General features: G+C 62.3%; 17 protein-coding genes. 8 read left to right on the top strand and 9 right to left on the bottom strand.

Translation table 11 applies throughout. The features are described 5' to 3' along the window. The first annotated feature begins 12 nt into the window (after positions 1-12). Positions 13-1,311: an amino-acid N-acetyltransferase gene (gene argA / locus ACIN8IBEIGE_RS07445; protein ID WP_160014091.1), complete on the top strand. Its 1,299-nt coding sequence runs from the start codon at positions 13-15 to the stop codon at positions 1,309-1,311. Between the two features lie 201 nt (positions 1,312-1,512). Here argA and ACIN8IBEIGE_RS07440 read toward each other — a convergent pair whose 3' ends face one another. The 3 genes from ACIN8IBEIGE_RS07440 to trpB all read right to left on the bottom strand — a co-directional run bounded on the left by ACIN8IBEIGE_RS07440 (position 1,513) and on the right by trpB (position 4,344). Next, the gene (locus ACIN8IBEIGE_RS07440) at positions 1,513-2,145 is read right to left on the bottom strand and encodes a TetR/AcrR family transcriptional regulator (protein WP_160014090.1); all 633 of its coding nucleotides are present in this window, start codon (positions 2,143-2,145) and stop codon (positions 1,513-1,515) included. Between the two features lie 175 nt (positions 2,146-2,320). After that, positions 2,321-3,130, bottom strand: coding sequence for a tryptophan synthase subunit alpha (trpA, locus tag ACIN8IBEIGE_RS07435; RefSeq protein ID WP_160014089.1), 810 nt, complete (start codon positions 3,128-3,130; stop codon positions 2,321-2,323). Then, a complete protein-coding gene (gene trpB / locus ACIN8IBEIGE_RS07430; protein WP_160014088.1) occupies positions 3,130-4,344 on the bottom strand; it encodes a tryptophan synthase subunit beta in 1,215 nt (404 codons plus the stop codon). The genes trpA and trpB overlap by 1 nt, the downstream gene beginning before the upstream one ends. A 135-nt stretch (positions 4,345-4,479) precedes the next feature. Here trpB and ACIN8IBEIGE_RS07425 point away from each other — a divergent pair, with 135 nt between their 5' ends. The 3 genes from ACIN8IBEIGE_RS07425 (at position 4,480) to ACIN8IBEIGE_RS07415 (ending at position 6,795) form a co-directional block, all read left to right on the top strand. Beyond that, positions 4,480-5,367, top strand: coding sequence for a LysR family transcriptional regulator (locus ACIN8IBEIGE_RS07425; RefSeq protein WP_160014087.1), 888 nt, complete (start codon positions 4,480-4,482; stop codon positions 5,365-5,367). A gap of 65 nt (positions 5,368-5,432) precedes the next feature. After that, positions 5,433-5,648, top strand: coding sequence for a dodecin (locus ACIN8IBEIGE_RS07420; protein ID WP_160014086.1), 216 nt, complete (start codon positions 5,433-5,435; stop codon positions 5,646-5,648). 148 nt (positions 5,649-5,796) lie between these two features. After that, on the top strand, positions 5,797-6,795 hold the full coding sequence (locus ACIN8IBEIGE_RS07415) for an LLM class flavin-dependent oxidoreductase (RefSeq protein ID WP_160014085.1): 999 nt from the start codon (positions 5,797-5,799) through the stop codon (positions 6,793-6,795). 9 nt (positions 6,796-6,804) lie between these two features. Here the strand turns inward: ACIN8IBEIGE_RS07415 and ACIN8IBEIGE_RS07410 are convergent, their stop codons facing one another. Next, positions 6,805-7,224, bottom strand: a complete 420-nt coding sequence (locus tag ACIN8IBEIGE_RS07410; RefSeq protein WP_160014084.1) for a hypothetical protein — start codon at positions 7,222-7,224, stop codon at positions 6,805-6,807. A 109-nt stretch (positions 7,225-7,333) separates the two neighbouring features. Between ACIN8IBEIGE_RS07410 and ACIN8IBEIGE_RS07405 the strand changes: the two genes are divergently transcribed. Beyond that, positions 7,334-8,386, top strand: coding sequence for an aminopeptidase (locus ACIN8IBEIGE_RS07405; protein ID WP_160014083.1), 1,053 nt, complete (start codon positions 7,334-7,336; stop codon positions 8,384-8,386). A gap of 63 nt (positions 8,387-8,449) precedes the next feature. Further along, positions 8,450-8,680: a DUF1161 domain-containing protein gene (locus tag ACIN8IBEIGE_RS07400; protein ID WP_090379109.1), complete on the top strand. Its 231-nt coding sequence runs from the start codon at positions 8,450-8,452 to the stop codon at positions 8,678-8,680. A gap of 64 nt (positions 8,681-8,744) precedes the next feature. On the opposite strand, the gene ACIN8IBEIGE_RS07395 is transcribed toward ACIN8IBEIGE_RS07400, so the two are convergent. Continuing rightward, complete coding sequence (locus ACIN8IBEIGE_RS07395) at positions 8,745-9,392, bottom strand: HAD family hydrolase (RefSeq protein ID WP_160016332.1); 648 nt, start codon at positions 9,390-9,392, stop codon at positions 8,745-8,747. 14 nt (positions 9,393-9,406) lie between these two features. After that, on the bottom strand, positions 9,407-9,949 hold the full coding sequence (locus ACIN8IBEIGE_RS07390; RefSeq protein WP_090379106.1) for a gamma carbonic anhydrase family protein: 543 nt from the start codon (positions 9,947-9,949) through the stop codon (positions 9,407-9,409). Positions 9,950-10,121: 172 nt separating this feature from the next. On the opposite strand from ACIN8IBEIGE_RS07390, the gene prlC reads away from it, so the two are divergent. Both prlC and ACIN8IBEIGE_RS07380 read left to right on the top strand, forming a co-directional pair. Continuing rightward, positions 10,122-12,170, top strand: a complete 2,049-nt coding sequence (gene prlC, locus ACIN8IBEIGE_RS07385; protein WP_160014082.1) for an oligopeptidase A — start codon at positions 10,122-10,124, stop codon at positions 12,168-12,170. Beyond that, entirely contained in the window at positions 12,167-12,442 is a 276-nt protein-coding gene (locus ACIN8IBEIGE_RS07380) for a YheV family putative zinc ribbon protein (RefSeq protein WP_160014081.1), read from the top strand. The genes prlC and ACIN8IBEIGE_RS07380 overlap by 4 nt, the downstream gene beginning before the upstream one ends. 67 nt (positions 12,443-12,509) lie before the next feature. Here the strand turns inward: ACIN8IBEIGE_RS07380 and ACIN8IBEIGE_RS07375 are convergent, their stop codons facing one another. From ACIN8IBEIGE_RS07375 to ACIN8IBEIGE_RS07365, 3 genes are all read right to left on the bottom strand, one after another. Continuing rightward, positions 12,510-13,280 carry an ABC transporter substrate-binding protein gene (locus tag ACIN8IBEIGE_RS07375; protein ID WP_160014080.1) on the bottom strand — a complete coding sequence of 257 codons (771 nt, stop codon included), beginning with the start codon at positions 13,278-13,280 and terminating at the stop codon, positions 12,510-12,512. 209 nt (positions 13,281-13,489) lie between these two features. Further along, positions 13,490-14,104, bottom strand: coding sequence for a peptide chain release factor H (gene prfH, locus ACIN8IBEIGE_RS07370; protein ID WP_160014079.1), 615 nt, complete (start codon positions 14,102-14,104; stop codon positions 13,490-13,492). Continuing rightward, positions 14,104-15,240, bottom strand: a complete 1,137-nt coding sequence (locus ACIN8IBEIGE_RS07365; protein ID WP_160014078.1) for an RNA ligase RtcB family protein — start codon at positions 15,238-15,240, stop codon at positions 14,104-14,106. The genes prfH and ACIN8IBEIGE_RS07365 overlap by 1 nt, the downstream gene beginning before the upstream one ends. Positions 15,241-15,314: the final 74 nt, after the last annotated feature.

The following is a 15,314-nucleotide window of genomic DNA, read 5'->3' as shown; positions in this document are numbered from 1 at the left end:
GTTCTTCAAGCAATGCACGACCACGTCAACTGGCTCCGCCACGCTTCGCCCTATATCAATGCCCACCGCGACTGCACCTTTGTGGTGATGCTGCCGGGCGAGGGTGTTGCCCACCCGAACTTCGGCAATATCGTCCACGACCTGGTGCTGCTGCACAGCCTCGGCGTAAGGCTGGTGCTGGTACACGGCTCGCGTCCGCAGATCGAGGCGCGCCTGGCCAGCAACGGCCTGACCCCGCGCTTTCACCGTGACCTGCGGATTACCGACAGCCCGACCCTGGAATGTGTGATCGATGCCGTCGGCCAGCTGCGCATCGCCATCGAAGCACGCCTGTCGATGGATATGGCGCGCTCGCCGATGCAGGGCTCGCGCCTGCGCATCACCAGCGGCAACTTTGTCACCGCGCGACCGATCGGCGTGGTCGATGGCGTCGACTATCACCACACCGGCGAAGTACGGCGCATCGACCGTAAGGGCATCAACCGCCAACTGGATGAGCGCAGCATCGTGCTGCTGTCACCGCTCGGTTACTCGCCCACCGGGGAGATCTTCAATCTGGCCTGCGAAGACGTCGCCACCCGCGCCGCCATCGACCTGGACGCCGACAAGCTGCTGCTGTTCGGCGCCGAGTGCGGCCTGCTCGACGAAGCCGGCAAGCTGGTGCGTGAACTGCGCCCGCAGCAGGTGCCCGCGCACTTGCTGCGCCTGGGCAGCAGCTACCAGGCTGAACTGCTGGATGCCGCCGCCGAAGCCTGCAAGGCCGGAGTGCGCCGCAGTCATATCGTCAGTTATGCCGAAGATGGCGCACTGCTCAGTGAGCTATTCACCCGCACCGGCAACGGCACCCTGGTGGCGCAGGAACAGTTCGAATCGCTGCGCGAAGCGACCATCGAGGATGTTGGCGGCCTGATGGAGCTGATCACCCCACTGGAAGACCAGGGCATTCTGGTGCGCCGCTCACGCGAGGTGCTGGAGCGCGAGATCGAACAGTTCAGCATTGTCGAACGCGAAGGGCTGATCATCGCCTGCGCCGCGCTGTACCAGATTGCCGACTCGGATTTCGGCGAGCTGGCCTGCTTGGCGGTGAATCCGGCCTACCGCCATGGCGGACGCGGCGATGAGCTGCTCGAACGCATCGAGGAGCGCGCCCGCGCCCAGGGCCTGAAGACCCTGTTCGTACTCACCACGCGCACGGCCCACTGGTTCCGCGAACGCGGCTTTATGCCCAGCAGTGTCGACCGCCTGCCGGCTGCGCGCGCCTCGCTGTACAACTACCAGCGTAACTCGCAGGTATTTGAAAAGGCGCTGTAGGACTTACCGCTTATGTAGGGTGGGTTAGCAGCACCTGGCGCGTGACTTACGAAAGACTGCGGTAAGCGAGTGCTGAGTAACCCACCAAGCGGCATCAACCCATTTGGTGGGTTACGGCGCAGCCACATGCGCACCAGCCCTTAGCCATGTAATAAGCGCCTAACCCACCCTACGAATCTTCACAGAGATTGAAAAGGGCGCTTATAGCGCCCTTTTTGGCAGATGGGGCGGCAGATAGAGGCTGAGATAGGCATCGAACACCCGCATACCTTCCTCAGCCATACGCGGGGTGATTTCGCCGTGCAACTGCACCGAGCGCGCATAGACGCGGTCGCCCAACTCCATGGCCAGGGCGAACACATCAACATCCTCCGGCAGCTGCGGCAACGGAAAGTGGTGATCGAACAACTGCTGCATCAACTGCCCAAGCTCGATGTCGTGCTGCCGATCTGCCTGAGTCACTTCCGCCAGCCCATGCTGCGCCAGAATCAACTGGCGCGCAGCGGCATCGGCGGCGTAGATCGCCAGCATGCGCTGCTCCACTAAACGCGACAGATCACGCCAGTCACGCAGCTGCGCATGCTCGATAGGTTCCTGCAGGCAGGCGCGAAACGCGCCGTGGATATCCGCCGTCAGCCCCTCCAGCAAGGCCGGCACACTGGCAAAGAAGTGATAGACCGAAGACGGCGGAATCTGCGCGCGCTCGGCCACGCTGTAGATCGACAGGCCAGCTACGCCCTGCTCGGCCAGCAACTCACGGGCAGCGACCAGAATACCGGCGATGCGGCTCTGACTACTGGCGCGGGGTTTGCGAGCTACAGGTGAACGTGACATGGCGAGACTCTAGAGCAAGGGGTGGGCTATTGGACGCCAGGCAGCGGCCCGCTCGCAAGCTCCTCGACCATGCAGAGAGGATCAGAGCGTGTAACGTGCAGGGTGGATGACGCTGTTTTCATCCACCAATGCAGCGGTGGATGGGTGAAGCGTCATCCACCCTCCAAGCCTGCGCTTAACCACGCGCGCTGCGTACGCCTTCAGCCAGCTGGCTGCACAGACTCAGCACGCCATCCACCGCCTGCTCGTGGCTGCTGGCATTGGCGATCTGATCAATCAGCGCCGAGCCGACAACCACGCCGTCAGCCAGACGCGCGATGGTCGCCGCATGCTCCGGGGTGCGGATGCCGAAGCCGATGCACAGCGGCAGATCGGTGTGACGACGCAGGCGGGTAACGGCCTGCTCGACATGATCCAGGGTGGCCGAGCCGGCACCGGTCACGCCGGCGACCGAGACGTAGTAGACGAAACCGGAGCTGCCATTGAGCACCTTGGGCAGACGCTTGTCGTCGGTGGTCGGGGTGGTCAGGCGGATAAAGTCCAGGCCCGCCGCCTGGGCGGGATCACACAGATCAGCGTTATGCTCGGGCGGCAGATCGACGACGATCAGGCCATCGACACCGGCTTCTTTGGCCTCGGCGATAAACCGCTCAACGCCGTATTTGTGGATCGGGTTGAAGTAGCCCATCAGCACCAGCGGCGTCACCTGCTCGCCTTCGCGGAACGCGCGGACCATCTGCAGGGTTTGCGCCAGGTCCTGACCGCCTTCAAGCGCGCGGATGTTCGCCAGCTGGATCGCAGGGCCATCGGCCATCGGGTCGGTAAACGGCATGCCCAGTTCGATCACATCAGCCCCGGCTTTGGACAGGCCCTTGAGAATCGCCAGGGAGGCGTCGTAATTCGGGTCGCCGGCGGTGACGAAGGTCACCAGGGCGGCGCGGTTCTGCTGTTTCAGTTCGGCAAAGCGGGTTTGCAGGCGGCTCATCAGTGGTTCTCCTGCACGGTGTTTTCCATGTGGTGCATAACGGTCTGCATGTCCTTGTCGCCACGCCCGGACAGGTTGATCACGATCAGGTGCTCCTTGGGCAGGGTGGGCGCACGCTTGAAGGCTTCGGCCAGGGCGTGGGCGCTTTCCAGGGCCGGGATAATGCCCTCCTGGCGGCAGCAGGTGTGGAACGCAGCCAGGGCTTCGTCGTCGGTCACCGAGGTGTATTCAACCCGGCCGACATCATGCAACCAGGCGTGCTCAGGGCCGATGCCGGGATAGTCGAGGCCGGCAGAAATCGAGTGGGCGTCAATGATCTGGCCGTCGTCGTTCTGCAGCAGGAAGGTGCGGTTGCCGTGCAGCACGCCGGGTACGCCGCCATTCAGGCTGGCGGCGTGCTTGCCGGTTTCGATGCCGTAACCGGCGGCTTCAACACCGACGATCTGTACGTCTTTGTCATCGAGGAAGGGGTGGAACAGGCCGATGGCGTTGGAGCCGCCGCCGATGCAGGCCACCAGGCTGTCGGGCAGACGGCCTTCCTGAGCGAGGATCTGCTCGCGGGTTTCCTTGCCGATCACCGCCTGGAAGTCGCGCACCATCGCCGGGTAGGGGTGTGGACCGGCCACGGTGCCGATCATGTAGAAGGTGTTGTGCACGTTGGTTACCCAGTCGCGCAGCGCTTCGTTCATCGCATCTTTCAGGGTGCCAGTGCCGGCGACCACCGGAATCACGGTGGCGCCCAGCAGCTTCATGCGGAACACGTTGGCCTGCTGGCGATCGATGTCGGTGGTGCCCATAAAGATCACGCACTCCATGCCGAAACGCGCCGCCACGGTGGCGGTGGCCACGCCATGCATGCCGGCGCCGGTCTCGGCGATGATGCGCTTCTTGCCCATGCGCTTGGCCAGCAGGGCCTGACCGATGCAGTTGTTGATCTTGTGCGCGCCGGTGTGATTGAGCTCTTCGCGCTTGAAGTAGATCTTCGCGCCGCCGCACATCTCGGTCAGGCGCTCGGCGAAATACAGCGGGCTTGGGCGGCCGACGAAATCACGCTGGAAGTAGGCCAGCTCCTTCTGGAACTCGGGGTCAAGCTTGGCCTTTTCGTACTCTTCGGCCAGGTCATGGATCAGCGGCATCAGGGTTTCGGCAACATATTGGCCGCCGAACGAGCCGAACAGGCCGTTGGCGTCAGGGCCAGTGCGCAAGGAAGTCATGGCGTTCTCCTCAGAAAATTCGGGCGCGTTTGGCGGGCAGTGATGCCCGCGTCTACGGCAGTGGGCACAGGATAAAACTGTGGCGCGCGCGGCAAAAGCGATAAGATCGCCGCAACCTGTCAGGAAAACTCACAGATGAGCCACGACCTTCCACCGCTAAACGCCTTGCGCGCCTTTGAAGCAGCGGCGCGCTTGAACAGCATCAGCCAGGCGGCTAACGAACTGCATGTAACTCATGGCGCGGTCAGCCGGCAGGTGCGCAGCCTGGAAGAGCACCTGGGTGTAGCGCTGTTCAGCAAGGAAGGTCGTGGCCTTAAACTCACAGATTCCGGCATTCGCCTGCGCGATGTCAGCGCCGAACTGTTCAACCGCCTGCGCAGCACCTGCGCCGAGCTGCAGCAGGGTCAGGCCGATGCACCGTTTGTCCTGGCCTGCCCGGGCAGCCTGCTGGCGCGCTGGTTTATCCCGCGTCTGGACCGGCTTAACCGCGAACTGCCGGAACTGCGCCTGCAACTGTCCGCCAGCGAAGGTGATCTGGACCCGCGGCGCAGCGGCGTGGACGCCACCCTGTGGTTCGCCGAACCGCCGTGGCCAGCGGATATGCAGGTCTATGAATTGACTGTGGAGCGTATCGGCCCGGTGCTTAGCCCGCGTTATGCGCAGTTCGCCGCACTGCATCAGGCTCCCGCTGCTGCGCTGCTCGGTGAACCCTTGCTGCATACCAGCTCGCGCCCGCAGGCCTGGCCCAGCTGGGCCGCCAGCAACGGGCTGGATGCCAGCGCACTGAAGCTCGGCCAGGGTTTCGAGCATCTGTATTACCTGCTGGAAGCCGCGGCCGCCGGCCTGGGCGTCGCCATCGCACCGCAACAACTGGTGGCCGACGACCTGACCGGCGGTCGCTTGGTCGCGCCCTGGGGCTTTGTCGAAACCTCAGCACGCCTGTCCCTGTGGGTGCCGGCGCGGCGCCTGGATAAACGTGCGCAACTACTGGCCGAGTGGTTACGTCACGAACTGCAAGGTTGAAGCGACCGCAGGCAGAACCTTGGCGACTCAACTAGCGTTGAATCATCAACCTGTGGAGAACGCCCATGTCCGACCATCACACCTACAAGAAAATCGAAATCGTCGGTTCCTCGAAAGTCAGTATCGAGGACGCCATCGAAAATGCCCTGACCGAATGCGCCAAGTCGGTACGCAATATGGACTGGTTCGAGGTGGTAGAAACCCGCGGGCATATCGTTGATGGCAAGGTCGGCCACTATCAGGTCACCCTGAAAATCGGTTTCCGCCTGAGCAGTAGCTGACCCACACCACGGGCCGTCGCCTGCGCACGGCCCGGTTATCGCCACAGAAACACCTGCCCCTTGGAATCCGTAGAACAAGCCCCACTATCTAACTCAGGTATTGGCGCCTTGTTGCGCCTGAACATACGGATAACCCACAGGCAGCCCGATGAGCGCACTCGCACAGAGTAAATTCTCCACCCTGGACCTCGCCCCGATTCGCGATGACGGCAACGCCGCCCAGGCCCTGCACAACTCACTGGCGCTGGCGCAGCATGTCGAGCGCCTGGGCTTCGAGCGTTTCTGGGTGGCCGAGCACCACAATATGGATGGCATCGCCAGCTCGGCCACCGCCGTGTTGCTCGGTTATCTGGCCGCCGGCACATCGAAGATTCGCCTGGGCTCCGGTGGGGTGATGCTGCCTAACCATGCACCGCTGGTGATTGCCGAGCAGTTCGGCACCCTGGCCACGCTCTATCCTGGGCGCATTGAGCTGGGCCTGGGGCGCGCGCCGGGGGCCGATCACTTCACCGCCCAGGCGCTGCGTCGCGACCGCATTGGCAACGCCGATGACTTCCCGACGGATGTCGAGGAGCTGCAGCGCTATCTCGGCCCACGCACGCAGAATCAACGGGTGATCGCCATGCCCGGCAGCGATACCAACGTGCCGATCTGGCTACTCGGCTCCAGCCTGTTCAGCGCTCAACTGGCGGGCGAAAAGGGCCTGCCCTACGCCTTCGCCTCGCACTTCGCGCCGCGCTATATGCATGAAGCGATTCGCGTCTACCGCAACCACTTCAAACCCTCGGCGGTGCTCGACAAGCCCTACGTGATGCTCGGCGTACCGCTGATTGCCGCCGACACTGATGAGCAGGCCGAGTACCTGGCCACCTCGGCCTATCAGCGCATTCTCGCGCTAATTCGCGGCCAGAGCCTGGTGCAGAAACCGCCGGTGACCAGCATGCAGGGCCTGTGGCTGCCGCACGAGAAAGAGGCCGTGAGCAGCTTCCTCGGCATGGCGATGATTGGCGGCCCGGACAAGGTACGCGCGCGCCTGGAAGTACTGCTGGAACAGACCGGTGCCGATGAACTGATCTTCACCTGCGACCTATACGACTTTGCCGACCGCCTGCATGCCTTCGAGCTGCTGGCACAATTACGCGGCTAACCAGGGCCATCAAAACGTGCCGCAGCGCAACACCTGGCCGCGCGCCAGCACATTGCGCTGCTCGTCATAGAGCCAGGCCTGCGCCTTCATCTGCATGGGCCTGGCCTCCAGCCGGTAGCGCTGGCCGGACACGAAGTTGTCATGCCGCACGCGAATCTCGCAAGTCACCTGACGCGGCTCATAGGCGCCATCCAGGCCACCACCGCTGTTCACCTCGAACTGAAAGCGCGCCTGCAGTTCATGGGCACCGGCCGGCACCTGGAAGTAACGACCATCGTTGAGGCGCTGGCCATCAAGTCGGTCCGCCATCAACACGGTGCCCGCATTAGCGCGCAGCTCCACCCAGGCCTGACTCGGATCAGGCGCAGGTATGGATGAGGCGCAGGCGCTGAGCACCAGCACAGCACCAAGCAAAGCCAGATAACGCATGGGACACCTCCATAAATCGCAACAGACCTTAGCCTACGCCGATCCCGTGCTGGAGGCAGCAGCGCCGATGCGCTAGCGTGGCAGCCTGTTTACTCACGGGTACTGATCCATGTTCGACGCTCTGCTCTGGCGCTGGGTTCCGCTGGCCGCTGCGCTGCTGCTGAGCGGCTGCAGCACCCTGGATTACTACAGCCACCTGGCCGGCGGGCAACTGCAACTGCTGCAGGCGCGCGAGCCGATTGCCGAGCTACTGGAGAACCCGTCTGCCGACCCCGAACTCAAGCAACGCCTGGCACTCGCGCAACAGGCGCGGGATTTCGCCAGCGCCCAGCTGAGCCTGCCCAACAATGACAGCTACCGCCTGTACGCCGATATCCAGCGGCCGTTTGTGGTGTGGAATGTGTTTGCCACCGCAGAATTTTCCCTGTCACCTGAGCTGCACTGTTTTCCCATCGCCGGTTGCGTGGCCTATCGCGGTTTCTACAACCAGAGCCGCGCGCGCGGCTCGGCAGCACTGCTGAAACAGCAGGGCCTGGATACCTATCTGGGCGGTGTCGAGGCCTATTCCACCCTGGGCTGGTTCGATGACCCGATTCTCAACACCATGCTGCGCTGGAGCGATGAACGCCTGGTGGCGGTGATTTTCCACGAGCTGGCGCACCAGCAGTTGTATGTGGCGGATGACACCGCGTTCAACGAATCCTTCGCCAGCTTTGTCGAGCGTGAAGGCCTGCGCCAATGGCGCATCAAACAGGGGCTGCTGCCTAACGATCCGCAGGGCGAACAGCAGCGCGAGCAATTTATCGCCCTGGTGCTGGCCAGCCGAACACGCCTGCAGCAGCTCTACGCCAGTGACCTGTCGCCCACGCAGATGCGCAGCCGCAAGCAGGCTGAGATCAGCCGCCTGCGCGCCGAATACCATGCGCTCAGCACCCGCGAGTGGGGCGGCAAAGGCCGTTACGACGACTGGATCAACGCGCCGATCAACAACGCCAAGCTGTTGCCGTTTGGCCTCTATGATCAATGGGTGCCGGCTTTTGCCGCGCTGTTCGAGCAGGTTGAGCGCGACTGGCCGCGCTTTTATCAGCGCGTCGCCGCCCTCGGCAAGCTGTCCGAACGCGAACGGCATCAGGCGCTGGCCGACTTATCTCCGGGCTCTTAGAACTTACGTACCGAGCCCCACTCCAACATAAGTAGTTTCTGTGCACGCAAAAGGAGCGATGCAATGAACAAATTCACCCTGGCCGTGCTGCTTGGTCTGTTCAGCACCAGCCTATTGGCCGCGCCCAAGCCCTGCGAAGAGCTGCGCGCGGAGATTGAAGTGAAAATCCAGGCCGCCGGTGTTGCCAGCTACACCCTGGAAATCGTACCCAACGAAGACGCTCAGGACCCCAATATGGTGGTCGGCAGCTGCGACGGCGGCACCAAGAAGATCATCTACCAGAAAAACGGCTGATCGGACGTCAGCGCCCAGCTTTGTTGGGCTTCGCCGAGCTCAGCGGAGCGCGGCAGGCATCCAACTAACCCACAAACGCCTGATGCAACTCGGCCAGGCTGTGGAAGTGATAGGTCGGCGCCTCGGCCTGCAATTCGGCCAGGCTGCCAAAGCCATAGCCCACCGCTGCCGCATCCAGGCCATTACGCCGGGCGCCGATCAGGTCGTGCTTGCGATCACCGATCATCAGCGTCGCCTCTGGCGCAAGCTGTTCTCTTTCCAGCAGATGGGCGATCAGCTCGACCTTGTCAGTGCGCGTGCCGTCCAGCTCGCTGCCGTAAATCACCTTGAAGTGCTGGGCAAAGCCAAAGTGCCGGGCAATCTGCTCGGCAAATACCGTCGGTTTGCTGGTGGCGATATACAGCGTGCGCTGCTGGCTCTGCAGCAGCTGCAGCAACTCGCCCACGCCGTCGAACAGCTGATTCTCATACAGACCCACTTCACGGAATCGCTCGCGGTAATGGTTCACCGCCTGCCAGGCCGTCGCCTCGTCGAACTGGTAGGTCTGCATAAAGCACTGCAGCAGCGGCGGGCCGATAAAGTGCTCAAGCGCCTGCAGATCAGGCTCATCGATGCCCAGCTTGGCCAGCGCATGCTGCACCGAGCGGGTAATCCCTTCACGCGGGTCGGTCAGGGTGCCATCAAGGTCAAACAGGATGTTCGAGTAATGCAACGCCGGTTGAGTCATCAGCTGCCGTAACCTTCCATCAGATGCTGGTCCTTCAGCCGTACGTAGTTGTCGGCGCTGTAGCGGAAGTAACTGCGCTCCTTCTCACTCAGCTCACGCGCTTGCTTGGCCGGGCTGCCAACGTACAGATAGCCGCTTTGCAGATGGCTGCCCGGCGGCACCAGGCTACCGGCGCCGAGCATCACTTCGTCATCGATTACCACGCCATCCATGATGATGCTGCCCATACCGATCAGCACCCGATTGCCGATGTTGCAGCCGTGCAGGGTGACGTTATGGCCGATGGTCACATCGTCGCCAATATTCAGCGGGTAGCCACGCGGGTTGAAGGGGCCGGCATGGGTGATGTGCAGCACGCTGCCATCCTGGATGCTGCTGCGCTCGCCAATGCGGATGCTGTGCATGTCGCCACGGATCACCACCAGCGGCCAGATCGAGCTATCCGCGCCGATTTCCACATCGCCGAGAACCACGGCCGAGGCATCGACAAAGGCCCGCGGGCCGAGCAAGGGGGTGAACTGTTGATAAGTACGAATCGCCACGATAGAAACCTCTTAGGCTGCGTCAGACCTTGATTGTAATTAAGATGGCACCCATGTTCAGGACATGCGCGCTGTTATCTCGACGGCGGTGTCCACTCAAGCCTGTCCCTGGGAGCCTTTTGCGCCCACCGGGGTCACAGCTGCAACCCCATTCCGTTACAGGTGACCTGTCGTGACTGCCAACAACCCACTGCTGCAAGCTTTCGATCTGCCGTCTTATGCTGCCATTCGTCCGGAGCATGTCGAGCCGGCGGTGGACAGCATTCTTGCCGATAACCGCGCGGCCATGAGCCGGCTGCTTGAACAACAGTCTGGCACACCGAGCTGGGATGGCCTGGTGCTGGCGCTTGATGAGCTGGGCGCACGCCTGGGCCAGGCCTGGAGCCCGGTTAGCCACCTGAATGCGGTGTGCAACAGCCCCGAGCTGCGCGCCGCCTACGAGGCCTGCCTGCCCAAGCTATCCGAATACTGGACCGAAGTCGGCCAGAACCAGCCGCTGTTTCAGGCCTATCAGGCGCTGGCCGAGAGCCCTGCAGCCGCCGGCTTCGACGTGGCGCAGAAGACCATCCTCGAACACGCCCTGCGTGATTTCCGCCTGTCCGGTATCGACCTGCCGGCCGAGCAGCAAACGCGCTACGGCGAGATCCAGATGAAGCTCTCCGAGCTGGCCAGCAAGTTCTCCAACCAGCTACTGGATGCCACCCAGGCCTGGACCAAGCACGTCACCGACGAAGCCGCGCTGGATGGCCTGACCAATTCGGCCAAGGCGCAGATGAAACAAGCCGCCGAGGCCAAGGGTCTGGATGGCTGGTTGATCAGCTTGGAGTTCCCCAGCTATTTCGCGGTGATGACCTACGCCAACGACCGCGCGCTGCGCGAAGAGGTGTATGCCGCCTACTGCACCCGCGCATCCGACCAGGGGCCGAATGCCGGCAAGAACGACAACGGCCCGGTGATGAATGAAATCCTCGCCCTGCGTCAGGAGCTGGCCAAGCTGTTGGGTTTTGCCAATTACGCCGAACTGAGTCTGGCCAGCAAGATGGCCGAGACCACCGATCAGGTGCTGCACTTCCTGCGTGACCTCGGCACACGTGGCAAACCGTTTGCCGAGCAGGACCTGCGCGAGCTGCAAGCCTTCGCCGCAGAACAGGGCTGCAGCGATCTGCAAAGCTGGGACGTCGGCTACTACAGCGAGAAACTGCGCGAGCAGCGCTACAGCATTTCCCAGGAGATCCTGCGCGCCTACTTCCCCATCGACAAAGTGCTCAGCGGCCTGTTCGCCATCGTCGAAAAGCTTTACGGCATCCAGATCGAGGAATTGAGCGGCTTCGACACCTGGCACCCAGATGTACGCCTGTTCGAAATCAAGGAGAACGGCGCGCACGTCGGACGCTTCTTCTTCGACCTCTACGCCCGCGCCAACAAGCGCGGCGGCGCCTGGATGGACGGCGCCCGGGACAAACGCCGCGACGCTTCCGGTCAGCTGATCAGCCCAGTGGCCAATCTGGTGTGCAACTTCACCCCAGCCGCCCCCGGCAAGCCGGCGCTGTTGACTCACGATGAAGTCACCACTCTGTTCCATGAATTCGGCCACGGCCTGCACCACCTGCTGACCCGCGTCGAACACGCCGGGGCGTCCGGTATCAATGGCGTGGCCTGGGATGCGGTCGAGCTGCCCAGCCAGTTTATGGAGAACTGGTGCTGGGAGCCCGAGGGCCTGGCGCTGATTTCCGGCCACTACGAGAGCGGCGAACCGCTACCGCAGGATCTGCTGGACAAGATGCTGGCGGCGAAGAATTTCCAGTCCGGCTTGATGATGGTGCGGCAGATCGAATTCAGCCTGTTCGACTTCGAACTGCACGCCACCCACGGTGACGGCCGCAGCGTGCTGGACGTCCTCGAAGGCATCCGCCAGGAAGTTTCGGTGCTGCGTCCGCCGGCCTACAACCGCTTCCCCAACAGCTTCGCGCACATCTTCGCCGGTGGTTACGCGGCCGGTTACTACAGCTACAAGTGGGCCGAAGTGCTGAGCGCCGACGCCTTCTCCAAGTTCGAGGAAGAAGGCGTATTCAACAGCGCCACCGGTCGCGCCTTCCGTGAGGCGATCCTGGCTCGCGGCGGCTCGCAGGAACCGATGGTGCTGTTTGTCGACTTCCGTGGCCGCCCACCCTCCATCGACGCCCTGCTGCGCCACCTCGGCTTGAGCCAGGAGGCGGCATGACAGAGACCACGGCAAAACGCTTTATCGCCGGGGCGGTCTGCCCGGCGTGCAGCGAAATGGACAAGATCCAGATGTGGAATGTCGACGACGTGCCGCACCGCGAATGCGTGGCCTGCGGCTACGCCGACACCCTGGACGAGCGCGGCAACTCGGTACCACGCGAACTGCCGACGCGGGTCAATATCAGCGCGCTAAAACCCAAGGCCGCGGATCCCAAGGTGCAAGTCGTGCAGTTTTTTCCTAATCCGAAGCTGAAGAAACCGGCTGAGTGACGGCATCGCCAGGGACGGCGAGCCAACCAAGGCCCATCAGAGGGCAGCGACAAGACGGTTCACCGAGCTACTGGCTGCTCTGCACCAGCGCCCGAGACTCTATATACCCCTCTATAACTTGCTGATAAGCACCGCTGACCATAAGACGATCTAGGCCGGCATCGAACTGCGCGATGATCAGCGAGCCGCGAGGGTGATTGTGCGGCACGATCAGGTGCAGAGAACTAGTACTGATCATTTCGGCCGAGCGCTGTAGCTGGCCATTGTTGGCACCAATCAACTGCAATGCCGTATCACCGAGGCGTCGATCAGCGACAAAGAAATCATCACGGCCAATCAATACCAGCCTCGCACACTCCTTGATGCCTATCGGCGAGTGGCGTCGCACAACCCCCTGATCCAGAAATCCCTGGAGCAGAGTAGAGGGTTGCCAACCCAGCGGTATGCACACGCTCCGCCCCCGAATCTGCTCAGGATCCAAGGCCTCGATGGGATCATTACTACGACTGAAAATATGATGCTCAACCACCAGCAATGGTGCCGAGTAGATGTATTCTTTCTCTCGCTCAGGCGTGGGCACATAGGGAAAGGTGGCGTCGTACTCGCCTCGTAAAGTTTTCAGATAGCCGCGATTCCAAGGCTGCCAGTCCAGTGTGCTGTCGATATCGCTCAGCGCCAGCACCGCTTGAACAACCTGGGTGAGCATGCCCCCAGCGGGTAGCATTTTCCCGGTAAACGGTGCGTAGTCGTCCCCCGTAACCAGCCGCAGTTCCTCGCTTACCGCGCTATGACAACACAGCAGGCCCAGCAGCAGGCTGGCAAATAGTCGCGCACACATAAGTTCTTGACCTTAGCTCCAGATACGACGGCGCAGGTGATAACTCCAGAGAGTTAGCGCTTGAGTGTAGGCGACACACTTGTCATGGCTAGCCCAGTTAGGCCAGAGCAGTGCCTGGACGCCAAGAGCTGATCTTGCACAGGTAGTGGCTGTACTGCCCAAACGAGCAGCACAGCAAATGCCGGGTCTTTAAGCGAGTACCGTTCGCATCACTCGGATGTAAAACTCAAGCCACGGAAAATCCGTGCCGGGTTGCCCCTATCCACCTGATGATGAAACAGGCGCCGTTCGGCCCTCAAGTCGCCATGTGCCTGCTCCGCACGCTGACTTAGCTTTTGAGCGATCAGCATCAACGCCAGACGCTTGTTGGCGTGCTGACTGCGTTCGGACTGCACCTTGACGCTAATGCCACTGGCCACGTGAGTGGCGCGCACTGCCGAGTCCGTTGTGTTGACATGCTGGCCGCCGGGACCGGAGGAACGCAGGGTTTCGAAACGGATCTGGCTTTCCAGGTGGGTCGGCGGCGCAGCGAATCGCGCACCGCCAAAGAACCAGTTCTTGCGCCGATGCGCCGGCCGATAAGGGCTGACGCAGACCCATTGCAGCGAACCGCTCCAGGCATCCGCCAGTTGCTCGGCTGCCTCACCGCTCAGCGCCAGCAAGACCGAAAGCAAAGTTGCCGGACGTTCGCCGGCTTCCTCCTCCAGCACCCGCACCTCGACGCCCAGCTCTATGGCTTCCCCCAGCAGACACTTGAGCGCTTTGGCCACCGCCAAGGCGCATTCTTGCGGCCCTTGGGCCGCCGACAATTGCAGAAGGATCATCAGCAGCAGCCTCCCCGCGTCTTGTAGGTCAGTACCGGTTTCAGGCGTGCCAGAACCCGCAGTAAACCGGCCTCGCGCAGCGCACCGACCACCGAGTCGATGGCCTTGTAGGCTTCTGGCGCTTCCTCGTAGATCAGCGCCCGGTCAGCACAAATCACCCGGCTGCCCAGCGCCGTGCGCTCCAGTTGCTTGGCGCTGTAACGCGTAGCAAGGCGCTCCTTGCAGTCACTGCGCATCCATTTACGCCCTGCGCCATGGGCCAGAGACAACAGGCTGCGCTCGTCGGCCAGCGGCTGCACCAGGTAGCTGTAATCGCCCCGCGAGCCAGGAATCACCAGCACACCCTGATCGGACGGCGTGGCGCCCTTGCGGTGCAGCCAGCCGTCCTGAGCCGCAATATGTGCCGGCGATACCAGGTTGTGGTTGATATCCAGTAACTGTCCGCCCTCGGCACGCAGCCGTTCGAGCATGCGCCGAGCGATCAGCTGCCGATTGGCCTCGGCGAAGCGCAAGGCGCCATCGTGGCGTCCCAGGTAATGGGCGCAAGCCGCAGAGCCGGCCTCCAACCCTTGATGACCGAACAAGTCGACCTGCTCGCGCAGAATCGCCTCGCCCAGCCCACGCGAACCGCTGTGCACCAGTAACAACAGCTGCTTGCGGTCGATACCGAGGTTCGCCAGCGCTTCATCGTCGAAGCTCTGATCGAGTTCCTGCAGTTCGGCGAAGTGATTACCGCCGCCAATGGTGCCGAGGGCACGCTCATAACCGCTCGGCGGTAGACCGAAAGCCGCGATGGCCTCCTGCCAATCATCGCCAAGGGAGCCTTCGAGGCTACCAAGGCGCTTTTCCAGCTTGTCCAGATTCAGCTTGGCCACGCCAATATCGGTGCGCCATAGCGCCATGCCGCAGCCGATGTCGTTGCCGACCAAGGCCGGATACAAGCGGCCCACGGAAAAGAATGCCGCACCGACCGGATAACCGCGCCCCGGGTGCAGATCCGGCATCCCGGCGACCCGTTGCATGCCCGGCAGACGTGCGGTGGTTTCAAGTTGTTGGATCGCTTTTCCTTCGATCCAGGTGTCGTCCGCGGCGATCAAAACGATGCCGTCGGACAAATTGCGAATGCAAGTGCCCATAGTCCAATCCTGATGGGTTGAAACGAAAATAGTGGATTGGCAGGTCGAAGCAGGGCGTTGCAGAAACCGCTGTG

Source organism: Pseudomonas sp. 8BK, from assembly GCF_902506475.1.
In the GTDB taxonomy this organism is placed as follows: domain Bacteria; phylum Pseudomonadota; class Gammaproteobacteria; order Pseudomonadales; family Pseudomonadaceae; genus Aquipseudomonas; species Aquipseudomonas anguilliseptica.
Note: the sequence above shows the minus strand (reverse complement) of the source record. Positions and strands in the feature narration are given on the sequence as shown.